The following is a 22,688-nucleotide window of genomic DNA, read 5'->3' as shown; positions in this document are numbered from 1 at the left end:
TGGGTCACAGACAAGCTTAAAGAGAACTGGAGTCCCCAGCAAATAGCAGGTGTTCATGGTGGACTCAGTCATATGAGCATTTATCGCTATATATGGACAAACAAGCGTAAGGGCGGCAGGTTATGGCAGTGTCTCAGACGTAAAGCCAAGCCTTATCGGCAGCGTTTAACTGCTGAGACTCGTGGTCGTATTAATGACAGAGTCTCTATCCATGAGCGCCCCTCCATCGTTGATGCGCGCACGCGGATTGGCGACTGGGAGGCGGATACCATTATCGGTCAGCATCACAAGCAAGCGATTGTCACGCTCGTTGAACGTAAAACAGGGCTGCTGAAGATGAAACGTGTGGATAATAAAACGGCACAGCAAGTATCAGAGGCAATGATAGAGCTCTTAAAGCCAGTGAGGTTGCAGGTTAAGACCATTACCTCTGACAATGGTAAAGAGTTTGCTCAGCATAAAAAGGTGAAACAAAAGCTCTTTAGCTCTTTCTTCTTTGCCGATGCTTATGCGTCATGGCAGCGAGGAACCAACGAAAATACCAACGGCTTGATCAGAGAGTATCTGCCTAAAGGCTGTGACTTTAGACAAGTCTCTGATGATGAGATGCAGGACATTGAGAACAAACTAAATAACAGACCAAGAAAACGCTTAGGGTTTAAAACGCCTATGCAGGCGTTCTATAATATTAATTAGCGTTGCACTTGGTGTGTTAATCTAAGTAATAAGAAAAGTTATTTCGTAATTATAAGTATTATTGACGCAAATCTGTGCATCATTAACAGCATCAAATTGCTCGGCTGTTAAAGTGATAGCCATTGTAAAATCGATCACTTGCTGTGGCGATCTCAAATCTTTAGTTAAGTCACTAGCAGTAAAATGAATCTTAGCGATGTGGTTCTCAATTTTCACTGTAAAATTTTCATTGCCGAAATTACTAGACTCAAACCCTAGTTTTTTCTCTTCTGGTGTTAAACCGTTCAAGTATTCTTGAATAGTGTTCTTTAGTGGTGAATCTTTATCTACATGTCGAATAACATAGACATAGTCATCTATATTTGGGTTTATAAAGTATACTTTGACCGCTAGTTTATCTTTAATTGACTGCTTGCTCATTTTATTAAGATAGCTTTTATAGTTTTTGGTATATATTTTTTCGATGAGAGTATCAGGTTCATTAGCAAGATGAGGTTCTGTAGCAGCTATATATTCATCCACGAACGGCCATAGAAAATAGGATGAACAAGCATCACTTTGACATATCAAGTTTAAATTATTATGATTTTTATCAATTAATTCAATTCTAGAATTAGGATAGATATTCGCTTCATATACCTTATCTTTGTATGTAATTTTAGTGGAAGCTGTAAATGCAAAATCAATAGGAGAAAAATCACGAATATTATTAATAGTGCCGTTATATTCTTTAAGGTTTTTTAAGTTTATGATACTGTCAAACTCATTAAAATTCTTCCAGTAGTCACATAATAAGAGTTGATCATTATTAAGTTCGAAATCATCACAGTTTAAGGTAATATTATATTGAACACTATTGGATTCTCGATTGATAGATGCTTCTGAATTTGCTGGATTTCTGCAGCCAGTTATTAATAATATGACTGTTGTGATAAATATTTTTTTATATAGAGAAACATCATTGTTCCTTAGGAAAGGCTCATTTATTCTGATCACTTACATTATCAACCCTTTGTAAATTGATTCTGATTCGTGAATTGAAGTATAATGTACTGTAGAGTCAATTGATATTTTCCCAGTTTTGGGATTGATATTATATTTTTCCCAAGATACGACATATAAGACACCTTCAAACATAATTGAATTAAGAATCCATAATTCAAAATCCTGATTCATATAAAAAATACGTTCATTATACGAATATTCATTAAATTCATATTCATAAATATTTATAGAGTCAATTTCTAACCCGTCAATATTTGTACTTAATTTAAGTGTCTTAGTAGTGTAATCACCATCATCATTCTTTGACCCTAAGAGCAGTCTAGTATCCAATATGACTTTACTTTTAGTATCTGAGAACCTATCAAGGTTTATACTATCAAAACTATAATTACTAACTTTGTCGTAGTATAAGCATTTTTCGGGGTAAGAAAGATTTTCAGCCGAACATGATTTTTCTAGTAGATGTATAAATTCTTTATCAGAAATTTGTTTGATACCTATACCTGTAGAGTGTAAATCTGTAGAACTAAGTTCTTTAGATAATGTTTCATTTAAAGGAGCCGAAGTTTTTGTTTCACTTGTATCTACACTACAGGAGCAAAGTATGACCATTACAAATATTAAGCTATATTTAAACATATTATTCTCTGATTATTTTTACGCGCTTTTCATCGAACATTGAATGCAAATGGCTATCATGATAGGCTGCTGGTGTAGTCCATTCATATTTAGGCTTGCTACGCCCCCTATACTGTGTATGGCAACCAAAATTTTTCATTGCTGTAATATATTTTTGTTCATTGTTTTGATTCGTTAAATAAATGGTATCTACACTTCTACCGTTATTATGTGAAGTACTTGGAAAACCAGTTCCTTCTTCAAAACAACTACCTGTAGATTGTATCGCTAAACCAGTAGTAGCTAATGCACCGATAAAACATGCTAAATGACCTGGACTAGTATATCTTCTCTGAGTATTTGAAAATGTGTATGATATTTTTACATTACTATTATTATACTTCAATGAGTCAGGCATCCTAACTAAAGTAATATCTCCAGATAAAGCCTTGAATAGCCTCCAAAAATATTCACCATTGTTAATTCCGTACTCTGCGATATCGCCATTTTCATATTTAACTCGTCTAGACGTCTGACCTTGATTAACTTTTTTATCATACAAAATAGATGCATGAGTTGGTTTACTACTACGTTTTTCTCCTTTACTCTTTTCTTTGGTAGTATTCCAATTAACAGTACAAATATTATGTTTTTTACCATTTTTTTCGTAATATATATACTTATATTTTTGTTTATTACTTGAAGATATGTTTTTAGGAATGTACTTAATAATTTGATGATCTTCATAGATATTGTAAGTAATTATACCTTTTTCGAATTCAGGCTTCTTAGCCTTATAAATGTAGACCTTATCTCTATCATTATTTACAATGAAGCTACCTTTTTTAACCTCTTTACCGTCCTCACTGACTATCACCGTTATCTCAACGCCAACCAATGATTCGTGTGGTCTACCTCTAGTACCGTCACTACCTGTTATCGAAGAATTCTTACCATATTTAGTAGATTTAGTTATATAGCTCAATCCAGATAGAGGTTTGTTATTTTTTTCATCAATGAACTTTATTGTTATTTCTGTTTGGTCAGATTCCACTTCAAGAGTTGGACCATCTTTAGTCTTTTTCTCAACTTCTTTGACCTTTGGCTTTTCAATCTTAGTCTGAGTTGCGTTTTCTTTTTCTGTTGATTTACTCTCTTGAACAACTGAAGAGGTTTCAGGAATTGTCTTTTCTTTACTCTTTGATACTTTGCTGACGTCTTCTTTCGAAATATTCTTATCAATTGTTATAGTCCATGATTTTGAACCATATGTAACTATAGCTGTTGTTGTTGCTCTTTCTTCCCCGTCGATAAGTTTTAAATGCTGCCCAGCAAGTGCTTTTATAATGGCTATACCTCTAACATTTGCTTTTTTAGTTTCAGAGGTCTGACCACGATAAACAGTTTTAAATTGATAATTAGGGATAGGTTTTTTACTCTTATCAACAAATTTCAATTGCAGCGTAACGACAGGAACTTTTAAAACTTTGGTTTGTCCATTTAAGTCTCCAGTAACAGGAAATGCCATGCTGTAAATAGATTGTTTCTTTTCATCGTCGTCATCAAGATAGACGCCAATAGATTGGCTGACATCTGCTTTTATACCTGAGTCGATACCTGAGTTATTCGTTTTATGGGGTTTGATATTGTTTTTGTAGTCAAGGTAATAGGTTGTGTTTGGTAAAGGCTTGCCTGTGTCTGCTTCTACCAGTTGTATGTTGAAAGTGACTTCATCAATTTTCTCATTATTATCGCTACCTTCACTGTGTTGATTTGATCCAATTGGTTCAACGCTATTGGTACTGCTATCGGTATCTTTACTTTCTTTAGTAGTTTGTAATTTTTCATGTTTTGATAGTTTGGAAGAATACTTGCTTTCACCTAGATATAATATCTCATAACCTTGTAGCTGATCTGCTTTTTGAATTATTGTTTCAACAAGATTGGCATCTATTTTTAACTGAATTTTTGCTTCTGGATGTCTGACTATTATGGGTAAATTACCATCTTTGTCTGTTTTATGAGTAACTACTATTTTACCCAAATTAAATGTACCCTTAAATTCAGAGCTGATTTCAACTTCTTTGTTAGGAATGCCAACTTTTTTAGCATCTACAATTTTCACGTATACTTTTCGTTTACAACAAGTTTGAAGGTTATAATGAGCAAATAGACTCATATACTTACCAACACTAGTGCCGTTGCCATCTACATCATTAATTTTTCCATTCGATTTTAAAAAATCTATTACTGCATCATCACCTTTTAAATGTCTAGCTGCAATGACTCCCGATTCTGTCACTTCAAAAGAAGCAAGATTTTTGGCTTCTGTAATAGTCTTACCATAAAATTCATTTGCATTTATATTCCTCATATAGCCACATAAGCGATCAATCCAATATTGGATTGCTTTCATCTGGATAGTACCGCTGCTTTTAAAGACGTTAAGTGAAGTAGCACCAAATTTACCAGTCCAATAGTTCCCAGTCCCTCCCCAATCTTGAGTTTTTAAATTTTTAGTTCCATCAAAGCGATAACAACCTACATCCTGTAATGCTACTTCAGAAAACTGAAACAGCCCCACATAATTCCAAGGATTTAATATGCTAACAGCGGTTGGATTATCAACTTTAATGCCTTCTTTGTTATCTCCAGTATAGGTATAAGAATAACGTAAATCAGATGTTGACTCCTGTCTAGAAACAGCTCCAATATATCCTATCCTATTAGGAGTATAAGTAACTCCTTTAACTGGCTTTATTAGTGAGCCCATATTATTTTTCCTTTACTATCGACGAGCGTTTTTACAAGCATTAGGAGCATAGCTATAATCTAGAGGGTTTTGTGCATCGACATATTTTTGTAATAGCTCTTTAGTACGTTGATCATTACCTGTCATATTATTTTTAACAAACAAACAACCGTCATAGAGCATACCTGTCATTTCATAGTTTTCGGGGTCAAAAATATAGAACACTTGACCTATAGCACATTTACTATCAAAGCAGATCTTGTTGAACACATACTTTTTATTAGTATTTATATCTTGTATGTACAGACCTTCTCGTTGTGTTCCCATTGCATAAAGCTCTTTGTAAGCCAAATCAATAGGACTAACAAGTTCAAAAATCATTTTTTGAAAGGCTTTATCGTATCTTTTATCATAATCAGGGTTACTACCCTCTATCGTTGGTAATACTTCATTAACTAGCTCAAATGGATAGGTGGTAAATTTTCCACTGCCGTATTCGTAGGTTAAATATCGAAAAGGAACATTATCCAATGCCAGCTTGATATTAAGCTTATCTGTATAGCTTAAAGAATCTGAGATATATGCTTGCTCTGAAGGTTCGTTCTCTTCATCTTGTGAAGGAGCGATTATTTTGAGCTGAACGCGTGGTATGCTATCTATATAGCTTTGATAATCTTCTTCGTTTGTGGTTTGAGCTACACTGACGAATGGTGTCGTGAAGAGGGGTATGAAAAACAAGTATAGATTTTTATTATTAAATAAGTACATAGGTTATCCTATCAATTTGCTCTATTAAGAGGTTTAACAGCCACAGCTATCGACATTGTCATCATCTAAAAACAAATCTTCTAAAGAAGTGTTACTGCACTTTATTTGATCTGATATGTCAGTCGCTTTAATTTCTCCTTTATGGTTCACGTTACCAATAAGCTCTAACTCAACCTTCTCAGCTTTATTTCCAAACATTCTTAAAGTCTGACCCTCTTCATCAAGCTTCCCTTCGATTTCTGTACCTCTTGTATGATTAATAAGCTTATAGCTAATACCTTGGTCAATTAAATCTTGAGGAATAAGTTTTTTTAAATCAAAAGCTTTACTGAATAACCCAGACTTAACTAAGGAAATCACTGGCGCGTTAACTTTACCTCCGCCTACCAAACTCTTCTTCACCGCATGAACTTTAATCGTCCCCGGACACACCAGCTTAATACCGCTATCATCTATCGTAATGGATGCTCCTGCTGAGGTTTGCAGCTTAATCCGCTTAGGGCTCGACACATTCACCTGTCCTGACTCACTACCAACCCTCATACCTTGCTGGCTGTGCAATTGCAGCTCACCGCCTTGGGCTTGTATCGCTACAGGTTTAGTGTTGGCACTGATATGTAGCCCTGACTGATCCGCTTGACCACCAACCCCAGAGAGCGAGTCAATCGTATTTGCCGTCAGCGTATAATTGCCTGCCACCACATCCGACTGGGTAGCGCCTGACTGTATGACTATTGTTTTCGCTGTCCACAGCGTATTGCTACTCGATGCGAGGATACTATCTTTGCTTACTAGCAGTACATCCGCTGCGCCAAGTACTTCGGTATCTAGCGTCTCATCGATGATTTGTGCGCTGGTTTTAAACGCTTCTATCGATTGATTCGCGGTCTGCATGGCTGCCGTGGATTGCAAATGTGCCTGCTTGGCCTCTTTAAAGGTTTCACTCAGCGCAGTGCCCATTGTTAACTGGCGTTGTCCTGCATCATTGACCCAAGCGGACTCGTGCTCGCTTTGACTATGTCTGATACCGAAAGTGGAGAGTAGGACACCGGTATCGCCAATGATCTGTAGTCCATGGTCGGTTGCTAGATTAATACCTTGTCCACTATCTGATGATTGATGATTACTAAAGCGATGACGTAGCACGCCAAGCTCAAGCACATGCTCATCAGAGGTAAAGGTGGCGCTAGAAGTGATGGTCGGCGTCTCAGCATTGGCTTTGCTGCCCGTATTCACCGTCCACTGGAGACCGACTTTATTAGGCGTGTCATCGAAACTTAGGGTCACTTCAGAATCAGACGTCAGCCCATATTGAGCAATACCAGAGATCCAACCACTGTGCCCATCATCTTCACTAATTTGCGAATGTCCGAGGCCACCACCATGCCATCTAGGGGACGCGCCGCCTTGTAAGTTATGTCTATTAGATAATCCAGCGTCACGAGTGGTAATGTCTTTCTCATTCACATCACCCATACCGATACCGTCGAACAGTGATCTGCTAATCACCGGACTGTCGATATCGCCATACCAGTAATTAAGCAGTACCGACTGTCCAAGCCTTGGCGCAAACTGCCAACCATGCGTGCTACCGGATGACAGTTGCAATGCGCGTAGGGGCGGGGTAGTGCCGTCGTCGTGAGGGCTGATGCCTGAGTAGACGGGAGTGGTGATGGTTTGCTGTAGGTTGTCATCGGTGACACTAGAGTCATAACTGGGGGAGGCTGATAAACTGGTGTCACCAGTACGCGCTTGGGCGAGACCTTGATAAGTACTGCTGACAAAGGAGAGTTTACTTGGATAAGGACAGTAGGTAATTGAAGATTCTAATAGAGTCGCTGATACCCAAACCCCAGTATCGCGGGCGATATCAAAGCCATGATCGGGGAGGGATATCCCGCTCTGTTGCGTCGTACGTTGTAACCACGCTTTGATAAATACTTGATGATGATAAGACACGCTGTCGCTGTCCGGCTCAATCCCAACCATCTGCGTACTGATACAGTAGCTAGTCAAACGACCGATAGTAGGTAAATTATGAATACTCACAGGACTACCGACCACCATGCCTCGCATCGCACCAGTCGCTTGGTAATGTTCACGCTGACAGCGATTGGCATTCACCCATTGCTGTGCCAACACCGTCGCTGCGCTATCGCTATCGACGCGTGAAGGCGCGCCTAAAAGCACAGTCGTGTCGTCTATTGCTAGTGCTGACTCATCAGCGGCTTGGCCTTCATAAATGGTATCCGCGCTTAAGCCATCTGCTCTTACTATCACCGTCTGACTACCCAGTTGCTGCGTGCTCATTTGTAGCTCATTAACCGTATCTTGTCCTGACTGGATAGAAGACTGGGCATAACGATAGTCTAATGGTAGTAACTCTGTCTCATCAAAACTGCTTAGTAGCATCAGATACCCTAAATTATCTAATGAATCACCCGATATCCATAGGGTACTGACACCACTATCAGCAAGTAGCCCGGTTATAAACTCCCAATCACTGACATCCGACTGGGTGCGCATAGGAAGCTGAAAAGACAGGCGCTCTGATGCCTGCAAAGTCTCAGATAACTGCCAATCAAACTCATAGTCGGCAAAGAGGGTAGTGACGATGTCGAGCGTAGATTGATTGATGAAACTGCGGGTATGAATGCACTGGGTTAATTGCCAATCGGGGCTGACAATGTCTAACGTGTAAAAATGCAGTGCGCCATCTGACTGCTGGTAGTTGACGGCTTTAATAAGCCCAGTGCGATGACTGGGTTCACGGGAAACTGAAAGGGTATTTAAGCAGACAAATGTATTTATCAAAGATAAACAAGAGTTTGAATCTATAAAAGCATGTGAGTAGAACAACAGCTGACTAGTAGCTACTTTATCAATGGCGCTTGACCAAGAGAACGCAACAGGATATAAGGTAGTAATGGGTGTATTATTGGTATCAACGGTAATTTGGTGTAGACGAGCGGTTTGCGAAGGCATAAGGGAGGTTCCCGTGACTGCAGATTTAAGGGTACAGTCGGTCGCTTAAAAGTAAGCACTGCTAAAATATATACTAAGAAAAGTATAGAGTTTATTGAAATATTGTCAAGTATCTGTATAATCGATTTGCAACAAGTTTTTCATTAAAGAACTTTAGTTCTAAATATATTCTATTATAACGTCATACTTTCTCTTATTCTTTTTGTTTTAATGATGATGATTTGCTTATGAACTCTATTGATTGTACTAAGCTGAAAGGGGTAGGTCTGCTATCTGTGATTTTCAGTGCCAGTGTGTTACTGACAGCGTGCGGTGGCGCCGCGAAGAAAAACACACAGCCCTTAACGGTTTCTAAGCCAACAGTGGCTAAGCAGTTGGATGAGCCTTCACCCTCTTATCTTTCTGATGCCATGAAAGTCGATGATGGACGTGCAGTGACAGCCCAGCAATGGCTGACCATTGCTCAAAGCAATTATCAATCAAAAAAGTACGCCCGTTCATTAAGAGCGGCAACCGAAGCATTGAGTCTCGATGATCAGCTGGTAGGAGCGCGTCAACTTGCTATGCTCTCTGCGGTCAAAGTAACGGAGAGTAATATTGACGCTTATAGTGACAATGCGGTGATGAACGATAATGATAAAGCGAGATTCAAAGACACTTTAACCAATATGACGACCTTGGTTAGTACGGCTGATTAACCATTATCGAGTCAACAGATGCATACATCTCATATTAATAATAGCGAGCACCGATTTACGATGATAAGTATTAAAAACGCTATCAAAGTCACTAATAAAATACCTAAGACGATCTTGACCGGTCTACTTATTATGGGATCGGTTATGGGTACAGCTCATAGTGAGCTTTCGATACAAGAGCAAGATCCAGGGTCAAGCATCATCAACCAATATGCTGCCCTTAAAAATGCGGATGCAAAATCACCGCAGTTGCATCAATTGATTGCCGACTTAAATCAGAGGCTAACTCGTAATCCGAAGGATTCTTTGGCTTGGGAGCTGTTGGCTCAGATTTACGCCAACAATGGCTATCATGCTTATGCTGTCTACGCAGCGAGCGAAGCAATTGATTTAGGTCAAAGCACCACCACGCTCAAAAGCATCCTTATAAATAGCAGTGCTCTTGTCTCACAGAGCCAATTACAGTCAGATTACTTGACGGATGATATGGATACGGCATTTTTAACTGAGTATCAGCACGCGCTTAGCAAGATATATGGTGAAGTCTACGGTTTTAACTATGATGAGTCTTTGCCAAAACCACCTGCGCCTGTGGTGAAGGCTCGATCGACTAGAAGCAAAAGCGTGTCCAACGCGAAGCGCCGCGCAGCCGTCAAAAGACCAGCCGCCCCTGTTAAAAGAAAAGCAGCAGTGAAACAAAAGTCACGTCCAGTGCCAAAAGCGAAGCCTGTTCAGAGACCGGCTAAACCATCATCCCCTAGAAGTAGCAACACCAAATCTACTGATCCATTCAGTATATTACGTTGAAACCAGAAACTGCTGAGGTAACTTATTATGGCAAAGCAAGACAGTGTACAAAAGAAACTGGCAAAAGTACGTGCGCCTCGGGTGCATTTGACTTATGACGTTGAAGTGGGCGATGCGATCGAAACGAAAGAAATTCCGTTTGTCGTTGGGGTGTTGGGAGAGTTTTCAGGAGATTCTACTCTTGAGCAACCGCGCTTTAAAGACAAAAAGTTTGTCGAAGTAGATTTGGATACCTTTGATGAGGTGATGTCAGGTCTAGAACCGCGTGCGACGTTCCGAGTAAGCAATGACTTGAGTGATAAAGGCGGCGAGTTCGCAGTTGATTTGGCATTCAATAGTATCAACGATTTTCGCCCTGAAGCGGTTGCTGATCAAATTGAGCCATTAAAGCAACTGGTACAAGCACGAGATCGCTTGGCAGATTTACGCAACAAAATATCGGCCAACGAAAAACTTGAAGACCTATTAGATGACGTGCTTAAGAACACTGAGCAAGTCAAAAAAATGGCAGAACAAAATCAAACCGACGGTGAGGATTAAACGATGAGTGCTCAAGCCCAGCAAAATCTAGCACCTGATGCGTTAAATAATGACAGTTACGACTTACTCGAAGAAATCGTCAATAAAAGTAATGTTGCCAAGTCCGATGACGAAAAAAATCGCGCGAAGTCGCAAATTGCAGAGCTGGCCAATGAAGTCATGCAAGGCACGGTGACATTATCAGACAATTTAGCCGCATCGATTGACGCGCGTATTGCCCAAATTGACGCGTTGATCTCCAAGCAGCTGACCACCGTCATGCACGCGCCTGAGTTTCAAAAGCTAGAGTCCAGCTGGCGTGGGTTGCATTATTTATGTAGCCAGACTCCGTCGGAATCCATGCTAAAGATTCGTATGATGAATACTACGAAGCGCGAACTGACTAAAGATTTTCAATCGTCAATTGATTTTGATCAAAGCACGCTGTTTAAGAAAATATACGAAGAAGAGTTCGGTAGCTTCGGTGGTGAACCTTATGCCGCTATCGTTGGCGATTTTGAATTTACTCGCCAAAACTCTGATATGTATCTGCTTGAGCAGTTGTCTCATGTTGCTGCTGCTTCCCATGCACCGTTTGTGTCGGCGGCTTCTGCTGAGATGTTCGGACTCGATTCCTTTACTGATATTGGCCGCCCACGCGATTTATCAAAGATATTCGAAACGGCTGAATACATACGCTGGCGCGCCTTTAGACAGTCAGAGGATGCTCGCTATGTGGCGCTGACAGTACCTAGTTTTTTAGGTCGTCTGCCTTATGATCCTAAAGATGGCACAGTGGTAGAGGGCTTTAACTTCACTGAAGAAGTCTCTGGTAATGATCACAATGATTATCTATGGGTGAATGCCGCTTATGCTTTTGCTTCGCGATTGACCTCAGCCTTTTCTGATTATCGTTGGTGTGCAGCTATTCGCGGTGTTGAGGGTGGTGGTTTGGTAGAAGGTTTACCTGTCCATACCTTTAAGACTGATGAAGGGGACTTGGCGCTTAAATGCCCAACTGAGATATCTATTACCGATCGCCGTGAGAAAGAGTTAAGTGACTTGGGTTTCATTCCATTAGTGCATTGCAAAAATACCAACTATGCCGCCTTTTTTGGGGCGCAGTCGGTACAAAAAGCCAAAACGTATCAAAACGATGATGCCAATGCCAATGCGGTGCTATCCACTCAGCTGCAATACATCATGGCAGTATCACGCATTGCTCATTACCTAAAAGCAATGATGCGCGACAAGGTTGGTAGTTTTTTAGCGCCTGGCAATGTCGAATCATTTTTGAATGACTGGATTTCGCGTTATGTTTTGCTAGACGACGGAGCCTCACAAGAAGCCAAAGCCCAGTACCCACTGCGCGAAGCTTCTGTACAAGTTGTAGAAGTGCCAGGCAAACCTGGTGTCTACAAGTCCGTGGTCTTTTTGAGACCACACTTTCAGCTTGACGAATTGTCTGTTTCTTTGCGTCTGGTCACTCAACTGCCGCAGTCTAGCAACAGCTGATCGTTTATTAAAACCCAACGTTAAACTTTAATTTTTTAAAAGGTGTGTGATATGAAAGATATTTATATTCAGTTCCGTGGTAAATACAAAATTGACGGTGAGTCTCGTGATAGCGAGCATAAAGGTTGGCTTGAAGTAAATACATGGGATCACCTGATCCGTCAGCCAAAATCAGCGACAGCAAGTAGCGTTGGTGGTCACACCTCTGAGCGCTGTGAACATGCCGATATGACCTTTATGAAAGATTTGGACTCGACCAGTCCCAAGCTATGGGAAGCGTGTTCAGCTGGCTATACTTTTGATGAAATTCAAATCGATTTTTATCGTGCCAATGGTGACAAACGTGTTAAATATCTTGAAGTGAAACTTAAGCATGCGCTCATTGCTAGCGTTGAACCAACGGTACGCTCAGAAGGCGTGCCAATTGAAAAAGTTGGTATCAAGTATGCGGCAGTTGAGTGGACTTACACCCAGCAAGATATCGATGGTACTGCCAAAGGTGCTGTGACGAAGAAATGGTCACTAGCCAACAACACTGCTACTTATACCGCTTAAGTCTGGGTAGTATAAAAAATAATGAGTACGTTACGATAAAAGAGAAAGGTTTACATTTGGACCTTTCTCTTTTCCGTTTTATAAGACAGGAATGCGATCAACAATGAACTATGCTGCCAAAGCTTCAAATAAGGAAGTCGGATTTCGACCAAATTTATTTGAGCAATTATTTGATGATGCCCCTCGTCATCTAGCACATGAGCTTGTGGTTCGCAGGCTTAATATCGATGAGTTAAAGTCTTCAGTAGCGCAAGATTTAGAGGCGCTATTAAACACACGTTGCGTGATATCAGAGCGCTTAGAAAGTTACCAGCATGTACGTTCATCGATACTGAATTTTGGCATATTGGACTTTGTAGGACTAAGTAGTGCCAATCCTGCAGACTGTGATTATATCTGCCGACAAATCGCGCAGACGGTCGAGCAGCAAGACAGTCGTCTGCAGAATGTCAGAGTATCGCTAGATATTGGCGCGGTAGATGTCAATCAGCTGTGTTTTTCTATCGAGGCTTTGCTCAAAGTTTATCCTGCCCAAGAGTTGGTGAGCTTTGATGCGTTCTTTGAGCCAAGCTCACAACGTTACCTAGTAAAATAATCGACAACATGGCTAAATCGGCAGAGTTAGCAGTGATAAATATATTGAGGCATCATGGACAGTCTACTTCCTTATTTTGAGCATGAGCTTAGTTTGTTTAATAAACAATCAAAAGAATTTGCCAAAAAGTATCCCAAAATTGCCAATCGGTTATTGATGGGTCACGATACGGTAGATGATCCGCATATTGAGCGCCTTATTCAGGCTTTTTCACTGATTAGTGCCCGCATCAATAAAAAGCTTGATGACTCATACGCAGACTTTACCGATTCTCTACTTGAAGTGGTCTATCCCGATTATCTTAAGCCTTTTCCTTCGGTGTCCATCGCTCAGTTTAATCTGGGGGTGCAGGGCAATGCGATGAGTGAGGCTACTTTAATCAATAAGGGTCATGGTTTTACCACCCAAAAAATTAATGGCACGGCTTGTCAATTTCAATCAACCCAAGACGTCACGTTATTACCGCTACAGATAGATAGCGTCGATTTTGAAACGCGCCAAGAAGTGTACGATAATCAGCATGGACTGCTTAACGGCTGCATTAACATTAAATTCAAAGGTCTTAATCCGAGCTTTGACTATCAGGCTTTATTCAATCATTCGTTAGATTTATATATAGATGAGGATGCTAGTCAAGGCACCAGCCTCTGGGATATCTTGTGCTGTGATGTCAAGCAGACCCACATCCAAGGTCAGCAAGTCAACAAGGTGACAGGCAGTCCATTTGAGGTTATAGGCTTCGATCCTGAGCAGCAACTTCTACCGAGTCACCGCGTGAGTAATGCTGCCTCTGCTTTATTAAAAGAGTATTTTTACTTTCCAGAAAAATTTAACTTTCTACGTCTCAATCTTGGTCGTACTTGTCCAAATTTAAAGATAGATAGCAGTGGTTTTGAGATTCGCTGTTATTTTAAGTTTGATAAAAAGAACACCATTCGCCTAAAAAACTTGCAGCAGTTGAGTAGCAGTAGTATCAAGTTATTCTGTACGCCAGTCATAAATCTATTCAAGGCCGCCGCCAAGCCCATTCAAGTCACTCATCGCTCTATTTATTATGATTTGGTACCTGATACTCGTGCGCTCTTTCAGCATGAGATTTATGAGGTCAATAAAGTCATAGAGTCCAAGCAAAGTAATAATCGTTTGATACAACGTGAGTATCATCCATTTTATGCGCTCAATCACTATGAGCAGCAAGATGACGGTCGTTATTATCATATCAAACGTGATAAAGATATGGCTGAATTTAAGCAGGGCTTCGAATATCAGATTATGTTTGTAGAAAAGCAGCGTGAGGATGTATCAGGTGCGGTCAGCATAAGTGCCGCTTTGCTATGCACCAATAGAGACTTACCCGCGCAAGTGGTATTCGGTCAAAGCCGAGGTGATTTGTTTAGTGAGGGAATGACGGGCTTTAGTAGTCTGTCATTATTAAAGCAGCCTACCAGAACGGCACGTTTTGAATACACCGGTGAGGAGCGTTGGCGCTTAATATCGCTGATCAGTTTGAACTTTTTATCACTTGCCGCCCAAGATGCTGAGCTGATGAAAGAGTATCTGTCGCTATATGATATTACTCAATCTGCCTCGAATAAACTGCTGGTAGAAGGCATCGTCTCTGTCACCACCAGTATCAAAGCTCAGCGGATTCAGCGCTTGCCGCAGCCTGGTTTTGTACGTGGTACGGTGATCGACATACATATTAACCAAAAGAGTTTTGCTGGGGTCAGTATCCGTCAGTTTGCCTATTTATTGGCCCATGTTTTTGGCTATCACGCCAGCTTAAATAGCTTCGTTGAAGTTGCCATCAGTGATGCCGTTACTAAAGAGGAGATATATAGATGTCAGCCACGCAGCGGTCTCAGTCCTCTTATTTAACGGATTTGACTGCCAAGCCGCAAGCCTACGAGCTATTGCAGGCATTACGTTTGGTTCGTCATGAAGCCAGTATGGGGCATGCACCTATCGAGGTGCGTTATCGTGCTTCCTTGTCATTGGCCTATCCGCAAGCCGAAATCGAGTCGATGGCGCTCATTGCCGAAGACAACATGAACGACAATGCTACTGTAATAAATACCAGTGAAATGAAGGTGAGGCAATTAGAGGTTTACCCAGCGGTTATTGGATTGACTGGCCCATTATCGGCCTTGCCAGCGATGTATACCGATCATTTGGCCTCGCGAGTACACCATGCAAAAGATAAAGCCGCACCGGCATTTTTAGACTTGTTTAATCATCGTTTGACGGATTTATATGTACAAGCCAGCTGGTTTTATAACCTGCCATTACAGTATGAATTAAACCATAAAAAAGACAGCTACCTACTGAGCTTGCGAGCACTGGCACGGCAGCCAAAGAAGCTAACGGCAATCGATAGCTTGATTGCCTATGCTGGCATGATTGCTCCAGGACGTCTGACCGCTGACCAATTGGCGCATGTATTGTCACATTTTTTAGATAGTACGGTCAGCGTTCAGCAGTTCGTGCCTGAGTGGTTTGATCTGCCCGCTAGCGAGCAGACCGCACTCGGTGGTCAGCATGCGGCACTTGGGGTGTCAGCGTTTTGTGGCGCACGGGCTGTACAGTTCGATAGCAAAATTAGAATCGTCTTTCATCAGTTGGATGCCAAACGCTATTTAAGACTGTTGCCTGCAGGGGATATGTATCGCCTCATTATCGATTTTATTCGTAAATGGTGCGGTGTGAGCTTGGCGGTCGAGATGCAGCTGGAATTAGATAAGCAATATATTAGCCCTTTGTCGTTATCTGAGGATGGCTTTGGTGGTTTAGGACGCGGCGGCTTTTTGGTATCGAAGCCTGCGACTCAGCATCATGATGACACCCGCTATGCGTTGCCTATTCAGTAAAGCTTTTATTGCTAATAGATAAATTGCTTGTTTACTAATAACGCTCAATAGTCACTCTAATTTTGATGCATCCGTTTAATAAACCAGTTTAATAAAAATAATGTTATACCATTCACAAAAATTAGAGTGGCAAGGAAAACGAGTGAAAGTACTACGACTTGTAGGCTAAGCGAGTTTGACACAGCTAATCTTACTTTTTGGGTTTGGTATTAAGTCTAATAAGAATGCTAAAGGAAAAGATTTATGAGCCAGTTAAAAGCTGTAATTACCCGCTTAAGCCCAAGCTGTCGACAGTGTTTGCAGCAGGCAGCTAGGCTTTGTATCAATAACGGGCATCGCGAAGTTGATACGGTTCATCTGCTACATGAACTGATTGCCACGCCGCACAATGATGTGGCTCAGATACTCAAAGTGAATAAAATTAATCAGCAGTCATTGCTAGCTGACATAACCGATTTGCTTAATACCTTTGGTCAAGCAACAGGCTCGACCCCTGTTTTTAGTCAGGATTTGATGGCGTTGTTAGAGGATGCATGGGAGCTGGCAAGCAGCCAACATGGTCAGAGTATTGATAATAATAACGCCTTAGAGATCCGCTCTGGTCATATATTGCTCGTGCTATTGGCATATGAGCGTTATCAGTCGCTACTCAAAACCCTTCCTGAACAGCTACAGTATATTGATCGCTTCACGCTCAAAGATGATTATGAGCGCCAGTGCCTTGGCAGTACTGAGGGCAGTGGATCAAGCAGTAATAAAGGCGTCAATAAGGGTGCTGATGATGGTGCGAATAGTGCAGACGATGATACTAACAATCAAGAATCTTTAGACACTAAGCAAACTGAAGCTAAGCCAACCCCTGCGTTGGATAAATATACTTATGATTTGACTGCTAAAGCCAGTGCAGAGCAAATAGATCCAGTGATAGGGCGTGAATTTGAGATTCATCAACTGATCGATATTTTGATTCGTCGTCGTCAGAACAATCCTATTTTGACTGGAGAGGCAGGTGTCGGTAAAACTGCAGTGGTTGAGGGACTGGCGCAAAAGATAGTTGTAGGTCAAGTACCTGACCAGCTCAAAGACGTGACGATACGCAGTCTCGATATGGGGCTATTGCAAGCAGGGGCAAGCGTCAAAGGGGAGTTTGAGAACCGTCTTAAGCAAGTCATTGAAGAAGTACAAGCCTCGCTACAGCCTATTATATTATTCATTGATGAAGCGCATACTTTGATCGGTGCTGGTGGGCAAGCGGGTCAAAACGATGCGGCTAATTTACTCAAGCCTGCGCTAGCACGTGGTGAGCTTAGGACTATTGCGGCGACGACGTGGTCAGAATATAAGAAATACTTCGAAAAAGATGCAGCATTGTCACGTCGCTTTCAGGTGGTTAAAGTCGATGAGCCTGATATCAAGACAGCAGTAGCCATGATTCGTGGGTTGAGTGCCAAGATGCAAGATCATTTTGGCATATTAATAGACGACGATGCGCTACAAGCGGCGGTTGAGCTATCTGCACGTTATATCAGCGATAGGCAGCTGCCTGATAAAGCGGTCAGTGTGTTAGACACGGCGGCGGCACGGGTGAGCTTATCCAAGACTGCCATACCCAATCAGCTCGACAGATTAAAAGCCAAAGGTGTGCAATTAGAACAGCATATTAATAATCTCAGTCAACAACTTGAGCGTATCGGCGGTGTGGATGAAAAAGAGAAAGTCAGCCAAAAAATAGCGGTACTCGATGAGCAGCGTCAGTCGAATCAACAAAGCATTGCTGATATGACCAGTCGCTGGCACGAACAGCGCGAGCTTAACAACCAGCTTGATGCGCTTAATAAACAACTGAGTGGCAAGGCAGGTGGCGCTGATAGCCTTAGTGCAAAAGCGCGCTTAGACAAACAAGCTGAGTATCAAAGTATTGAGCAATCGTTAAAACAAGTACAAGAAACGCAGCGCCTTATTCATCCTGTATTAGATCGTCAGGTTATTAAGCAGATTATCTCAGATTGGACAGGGATTCCACTCAACGATATGGCGGGGAATGAAAAAGATCATATCTTAAGTTTGGCTGATACCTTGCAAGCGCGTGTCATTGGCCAAGATCATTCTGTGGCCGCTATCGTCAAGCGCATTCATACCGCCAAAGCCCGCCTAGATGATCCTAACCGTCCACAAGGTGTCTTTATGTTAGTAGGGCCAAGTGGTGTGGGTAAGACGGAAACGGCGTTGGCGCTATCCGAGATATTATATGGTGGTGAGCGTAACCTTATTACGATTAACCTATCAGAGTATCAAGAAGCCCATAGCGTTGCTTCATTAAAAGGCTCGCCGCCAGGTTATGTTGGCTATGGTGAAGGCGGAGTATTGACGGAAGCGGTCCGCCGTCGCCCTTATAGTGTATTGCTACTCGATGAAGTCGAAAAAGCCCATCCAGACGTATTGGATTTATTTTATCAGGTCTTTGATAAAGGGGTCATGGAAGACAGCGAAGGGCGTTTAATTGATTTTAAAAACACCCTTATTTTATTGACCAGTAATATTGGCTCATCGCAGATTATGCAGGCGTGTATCAATACTGATCCGAGTGTTACGGACTTTAGCCTGCCAGACAGTGATAGCTTAAAACAGGCTATTAATCCGCATCTGTACAAAGCCTTTAAACCCGCGTTTTTGGGTCGTCTAACAGTGATACCTTATTATCCGTTAACGGATAACGCGCTGGCAGAAATTATTCGTCTTAAGTTGGATAAAATTACTGGCCGTATTCGTGACAATTATGATGTGCCTTGTGTTATTGACGATGAGGTGATCGAGCTTATTTTATCGCGTTGTCACGAGGTCGATTCTGGTGCACGTAATGCCGATGCGATTATCAGTCATACCTTGCTACCGCAGCTGGCGGGTCAACTGCTGGCTCATGATGACAGTCAGAGTGTGTTAAAGAAGATTACAGTATTCGTCGATGCGGATGATAATTTTGCCTACCGTCTGGATACTGATGCCGTTGTGGCGCTCAATCAAATGGCGCAACACAGCGAAGATGAAACTGAAAATCAAGTTGAGGATCAAGTTAAGGAAACGCCAAGCAAACCCCTTTCAGCCAAAAAGCCTGCCGTAAAAAAGCCATCAGTGAAAAAAACCATCAGTAAAAAATCTGTTAAGAAGGATTTATTATAATGAATATGGGCAATTCCTTACTGACCGATATTGACACCCTTATCGCGCCTATCGATGGCAGCCATCATGGGGTGGGAGAAGATCTCATCTTTGATCCACGTATCGATGCCATTGTGGCCGCTCGTCAAGAAGACGATCCGTTACTGGCACAAGGCAATTGGGTTACTGAACTAAAAGTGGCCGATTGGGACTTTGTCAAAAACCAATGTGCCGATTTGCTCAGCCATACCAGTAAAGATATGAAGCTGGCACTGTGGTACGTCGATGCACTGAGTCATACCAATCATCTAGCAGGCATCAGTCATGGATTGAGCGTACTGCAAGCATTTAATGACGAATATTGGCTCACCATGTATCCACCATTAGATGGTGAAGAAGACAGCATGGATATCAGGGCAGGGCTACTGTCATGGTTCGTCAAGGCGCTCACTGATGATATCAAACAGCTATCGCTCGCTGATAGTAAAGCAGGAAATTACAATTATAACTACTATCTAACCGCGCGCGATCATGATAAGCAGCGTCAGCAAAACCCCGATAGCGAAACGTCCAATCAATTAACACTAAGTGATTATAACCACGCTATAAAAACCAGTAATGAGGCATGGCAACAAGCACTGATGAGCAATCTTAATAAAGTTACTGAGCAGTGGCAAACACTGACCGACCAGCTCAATAATCTGATGGGTATGGATGCACCAGTATTCGCACCAGTCACGGACTTACTGGTTGCTCTGACCCAACATTTGCGTCCATTGATACCAGAGTATTCTGATGATAATAGTAATTCTGCTCAAGATAGCGTAGCCGATATTATGGACAGCATGGGTGATAGTGACAGTGTGATGTCGGATAGTAGTGGACAATCAGCTAGCGCAAAAAATATTAGCTCAACCAGTTTTAATCCTAGCAACCGTGATCATCAAAGCAATCGTCAGCAAGCGCTTAAGTTGCTGGGTCAAATTCAAGACTACTTTGCGACCAATGAGCCCCACAGTCCGGTGACGTTTTTACTCGGTCGGGCGATTGATTGGGCGGATATGCCGCTCGACCAATGGCTGACTCATATCATCAAAAACGAAGACCAGCTGGCGACACTGTCTGACATGATTGGCATTCAACCCAAGCGTGATTCATCTGACGATGGCTATTAATTGAATCAACGACAAATGAATACTTGGTTAACGGGCAATTTATACACTATTTGTGATTTTGTAATATTAAACTTTCCACCTTTGGACTGATAGAGAAGGGCTTGTCATGGTATGGACTCAAACAAAGCGGCATGTGCAACTGAGTAGTGCCCATCCTGATATTGCCACCAGCCTCATTCAACAGGCTGACTTGGTTGAGAGCTTGCTCGGCATGCCATTGCCCGACAGTGTTTGGAGTAAGCCCGCTCTTATGCCAGCGCCTAATGCTTATCCAAGTCCGTATCATCAAGACCAACGTCAGCAGTCCTATCAGCAGCGCCAGCTTGCCCTCTATTGTGGTTATCGTATTAGCATCACCTTACTGCATCCACAAGCAGGACTGGATACCAAAGACTGGATAGGCCAAAGCCTGGCGATACAATGGAATACTGGCGATACAATGCTATCCAGCCAAATTCGCCACGGCATCATCACCGAAGTCATCGCCCTTGGTAGCAACAGCGGCATGGCCGCTTACCGCATCATCTGCGAACCTGCTCTTAGCCAACTACGCCTAAACAGTCATAACCGCCGTCACCACCATCTCAGTCTCAGTGAGCTCATCACTCAAATCATAAGCTCGTACGATATGAACGTTGAGATTGACGAGCGCTTAAGTAGCGCCAGCGATTACCATATACAGCATAGCGTCCAATACAACCAAACCGATCTGGCTTATCTAACCCAATACCTTGCTCTCTATGGCGTCACAGGCTATTACCGTCATGAGAGCGACAAGCACACTCTAGTCTTGTTACCTAGTGATGGCGAAATACTGCGCCCTGATACCAATGATATCCAAAGCATCCTCAGTCAAAACCCTGCCAACCTTGCTGATAGACAAGACCGCATTACTGCCATTCGTCCGCGTATTGCGCAGCATACTCAGCAAAGCGACCTACATCGTTATGACAGTCGCTTGATGAGTACCTATACCGGCAGTAGCAGTAGCGAGCAACCGATCGATTCATCAAACAGCACGCATCAGCGCTTTTTACATAGTCATAGCCGTTTTGATGATGACAGTCTCGATAAGCTTGCCACCCGCTACCAGCAGAACGCGCAGCAGTGTGCCAATCTAGGCAGCTTAACCGGCAATATCCGTCACCTACAACTACCCAGCGTGCATCATATTGACGGCAACCCTTATTTAACCGATCCCATCAGTCTGGTGTCTATTCATCAGCACATTAATAACCATATTCCGGCAGATTGGCTGGGGGCAGCATCCTTTGACCCCATTACCTTACAGCCAAATACCAACTATGATAATGATGACGACAACGATGACAACGTCCATCATATCAGCGCTTGCTATCTACCGTTTCCGCACCATTACCATATTCCTTATGGGGAACAGCTTGCTACACTTGGACAACCGCATCCGAGTCTGACGGGTCTCATGAGTGCCAGTATTATTGACACCGATAGCAGTGCTATTACTCATGACCGTAATCATCGCGCTCATATCCATTATCATTGGCAGAATGAACAAGGGGGCGAACAAAATAGCGACAGCAGTAGTGATGACGCCCACTGGGTACCCATTGCCAGTCACTTAGTCGCCGACCACATGGGACAAACCCATCCCCTGCGTCATGGGCAACACGTCCTGATCGACTTCATCGATGGTGACATCATCCATCCCATCATTATTGGCAGCACCCACAACGGCCAAGGCAACGATAACGCCCAGCATAATAGCATCGCCAGTGACTCAGATAGCCTTGATGCCACCAGTCCTGCTTGGTTTATCAACCAAAGCCACGCTCATCCCATCGACGGCATCAAGACTCAAAGTATAGACTCTAGTCGTACAGGAGAGGCCAGCAAAGACAGCCTGATCAATGGCTACAACCAGCTCATGTTTGACGCTCATCCTGACAGTCCGCAAATCAATCTCTATAGCTCAAGCTTTCAGTCCAGCCTGACTATTGG

Annotated in this window: 17 protein-coding genes; 12 read left to right on the top strand and 5 right to left on the bottom strand. The window is 42.3% G+C overall.

Going from position 1 to position 22,688, the window contains the following annotated elements:
- Window positions 1-696 (top strand): IS30 family transposase (locus W293_RS16235; protein ID WP_037025835.1); only part of this gene is annotated, 696 nt, incomplete at its 5' end.
- Between the two features lie 21 nt (window positions 697-717).
- On the opposite strand, the gene W293_RS0107485 is transcribed toward W293_RS16235, so the two are convergent.
- From W293_RS0107485 to W293_RS0107465, 5 genes are read right to left on the bottom strand one after another with little or no spacing between them, the layout of a single operon-like run.
- A complete protein-coding gene (locus tag W293_RS0107485) occupies window positions 718-1,692 on the bottom strand; it encodes a GerMN domain-containing protein (RefSeq protein WP_025651841.1) in 975 nt (324 codons plus the stop codon).
- Window positions 1,693-2,340 (bottom strand): hypothetical protein, encoded by a 648-nt coding sequence (locus tag W293_RS0107480; RefSeq protein ID WP_025651840.1) that lies wholly within the window; start codon window positions 2,338-2,340, stop codon window positions 1,693-1,695. It abuts the gene before it with no gap.
- 1 nt (window position 2,341) lies between these two features.
- Window positions 2,342-5,092: a hypothetical protein gene (locus tag W293_RS0107475; RefSeq protein ID WP_025651839.1), complete on the bottom strand. Its 2,751-nt coding sequence runs from the start codon at window positions 5,090-5,092 to the stop codon at window positions 2,342-2,344.
- A gap of 15 nt (window positions 5,093-5,107) precedes the next feature.
- Window positions 5,108-5,839 carry a hypothetical protein gene (locus tag W293_RS0107470; RefSeq protein ID WP_025651838.1) on the bottom strand — a complete coding sequence of 244 codons (732 nt, stop codon included), beginning with the start codon at window positions 5,837-5,839 and terminating at the stop codon, window positions 5,108-5,110.
- Window positions 5,840-5,872: 33 nt separating this feature from the next.
- Window positions 5,873-8,824, bottom strand: coding sequence for a contractile injection system protein, VgrG/Pvc8 family (locus W293_RS0107465; protein WP_025651837.1), 2,952 nt, complete (start codon window positions 8,822-8,824; stop codon window positions 5,873-5,875).
- Between the two features lie 227 nt (window positions 8,825-9,051).
- Here W293_RS0107465 and W293_RS0107460 point away from each other — a divergent pair, with 227 nt between their 5' ends.
- From W293_RS0107460 to W293_RS0107410, 11 genes are all read left to right on the top strand, one after another.
- Window positions 9,052-9,522 carry a hypothetical protein gene (locus tag W293_RS0107460; RefSeq protein WP_025651836.1) on the top strand — a complete coding sequence of 157 codons (471 nt, stop codon included), beginning with the start codon at window positions 9,052-9,054 and terminating at the stop codon, window positions 9,520-9,522.
- A 144-nt stretch (window positions 9,523-9,666) separates the two neighbouring features.
- A complete protein-coding gene (locus W293_RS0107455; RefSeq protein WP_156915646.1) occupies window positions 9,667-10,329 on the top strand; it encodes a hypothetical protein in 663 nt (220 codons plus the stop codon).
- A 27-nt stretch (window positions 10,330-10,356) separates the two neighbouring features.
- Entirely contained in the window at window positions 10,357-10,869 is a 513-nt protein-coding gene (gene tssB, locus W293_RS0107450) for a type VI secretion system contractile sheath small subunit (protein ID WP_025651834.1), read from the top strand.
- 3 nt (window positions 10,870-10,872) lie between these two features.
- Window positions 10,873-12,363: a type VI secretion system contractile sheath large subunit gene (gene tssC, locus W293_RS0107445; protein WP_025651833.1), complete on the top strand. Its 1,491-nt coding sequence runs from the start codon at window positions 10,873-10,875 to the stop codon at window positions 12,361-12,363.
- A 51-nt stretch (window positions 12,364-12,414) separates the two neighbouring features.
- Complete coding sequence (locus tag W293_RS0107440; RefSeq protein WP_025651832.1) at window positions 12,415-12,918, top strand: Hcp family type VI secretion system effector; 504 nt, start codon at window positions 12,415-12,417, stop codon at window positions 12,916-12,918.
- A gap of 103 nt (window positions 12,919-13,021) precedes the next feature.
- A complete protein-coding gene (gene tssE / locus W293_RS16230) occupies window positions 13,022-13,513 on the top strand; it encodes a type VI secretion system baseplate subunit TssE (protein ID WP_051395138.1) in 492 nt (163 codons plus the stop codon).
- 54 nt (window positions 13,514-13,567) lie between these two features.
- On the top strand, window positions 13,568-15,391 hold the full coding sequence (gene tssF, locus W293_RS0107430) for a type VI secretion system baseplate subunit TssF (RefSeq protein ID WP_025651831.1): 1,824 nt from the start codon (window positions 13,568-13,570) through the stop codon (window positions 15,389-15,391).
- Window positions 15,355-16,380 carry a type VI secretion system baseplate subunit TssG gene (gene tssG / locus W293_RS0107425; protein ID WP_025651830.1) on the top strand — a complete coding sequence of 342 codons (1,026 nt, stop codon included), beginning with the start codon at window positions 15,355-15,357 and terminating at the stop codon, window positions 16,378-16,380. Before tssF ends, tssG begins: the two co-directional genes overlap by 37 nt.
- 243 nt (window positions 16,381-16,623) lie before the next feature.
- Complete coding sequence (gene tssH, locus W293_RS0107420; protein WP_025651829.1) at window positions 16,624-19,557, top strand: type VI secretion system ATPase TssH; 2,934 nt, start codon at window positions 16,624-16,626, stop codon at window positions 19,555-19,557.
- Window positions 19,557-20,711 carry a type VI secretion system protein TssA gene (gene tssA / locus W293_RS0107415; RefSeq protein ID WP_025651828.1) on the top strand — a complete coding sequence of 385 codons (1,155 nt, stop codon included), beginning with the start codon at window positions 19,557-19,559 and terminating at the stop codon, window positions 20,709-20,711. Before tssH ends, tssA begins: the two co-directional genes overlap by 1 nt.
- 106 nt (window positions 20,712-20,817) lie before the next feature.
- Window positions 20,818-22,688 (top strand): type VI secretion system Vgr family protein (locus W293_RS0107410; RefSeq protein ID WP_025651827.1); only part of this gene is annotated, 1,871 nt, incomplete at its 3' end.

The sequence above is a fragment of the Psychrobacter sp. TB67 genome, from assembly GCF_000511065.1.
GTDB classification, from domain to species: Bacteria; Pseudomonadota; Gammaproteobacteria; order Pseudomonadales; family Moraxellaceae; genus Psychrobacter; species Psychrobacter okhotskensis.
Note: the sequence above shows the minus strand (reverse complement) of the source record. Positions and strands in the feature narration are given on the sequence as shown.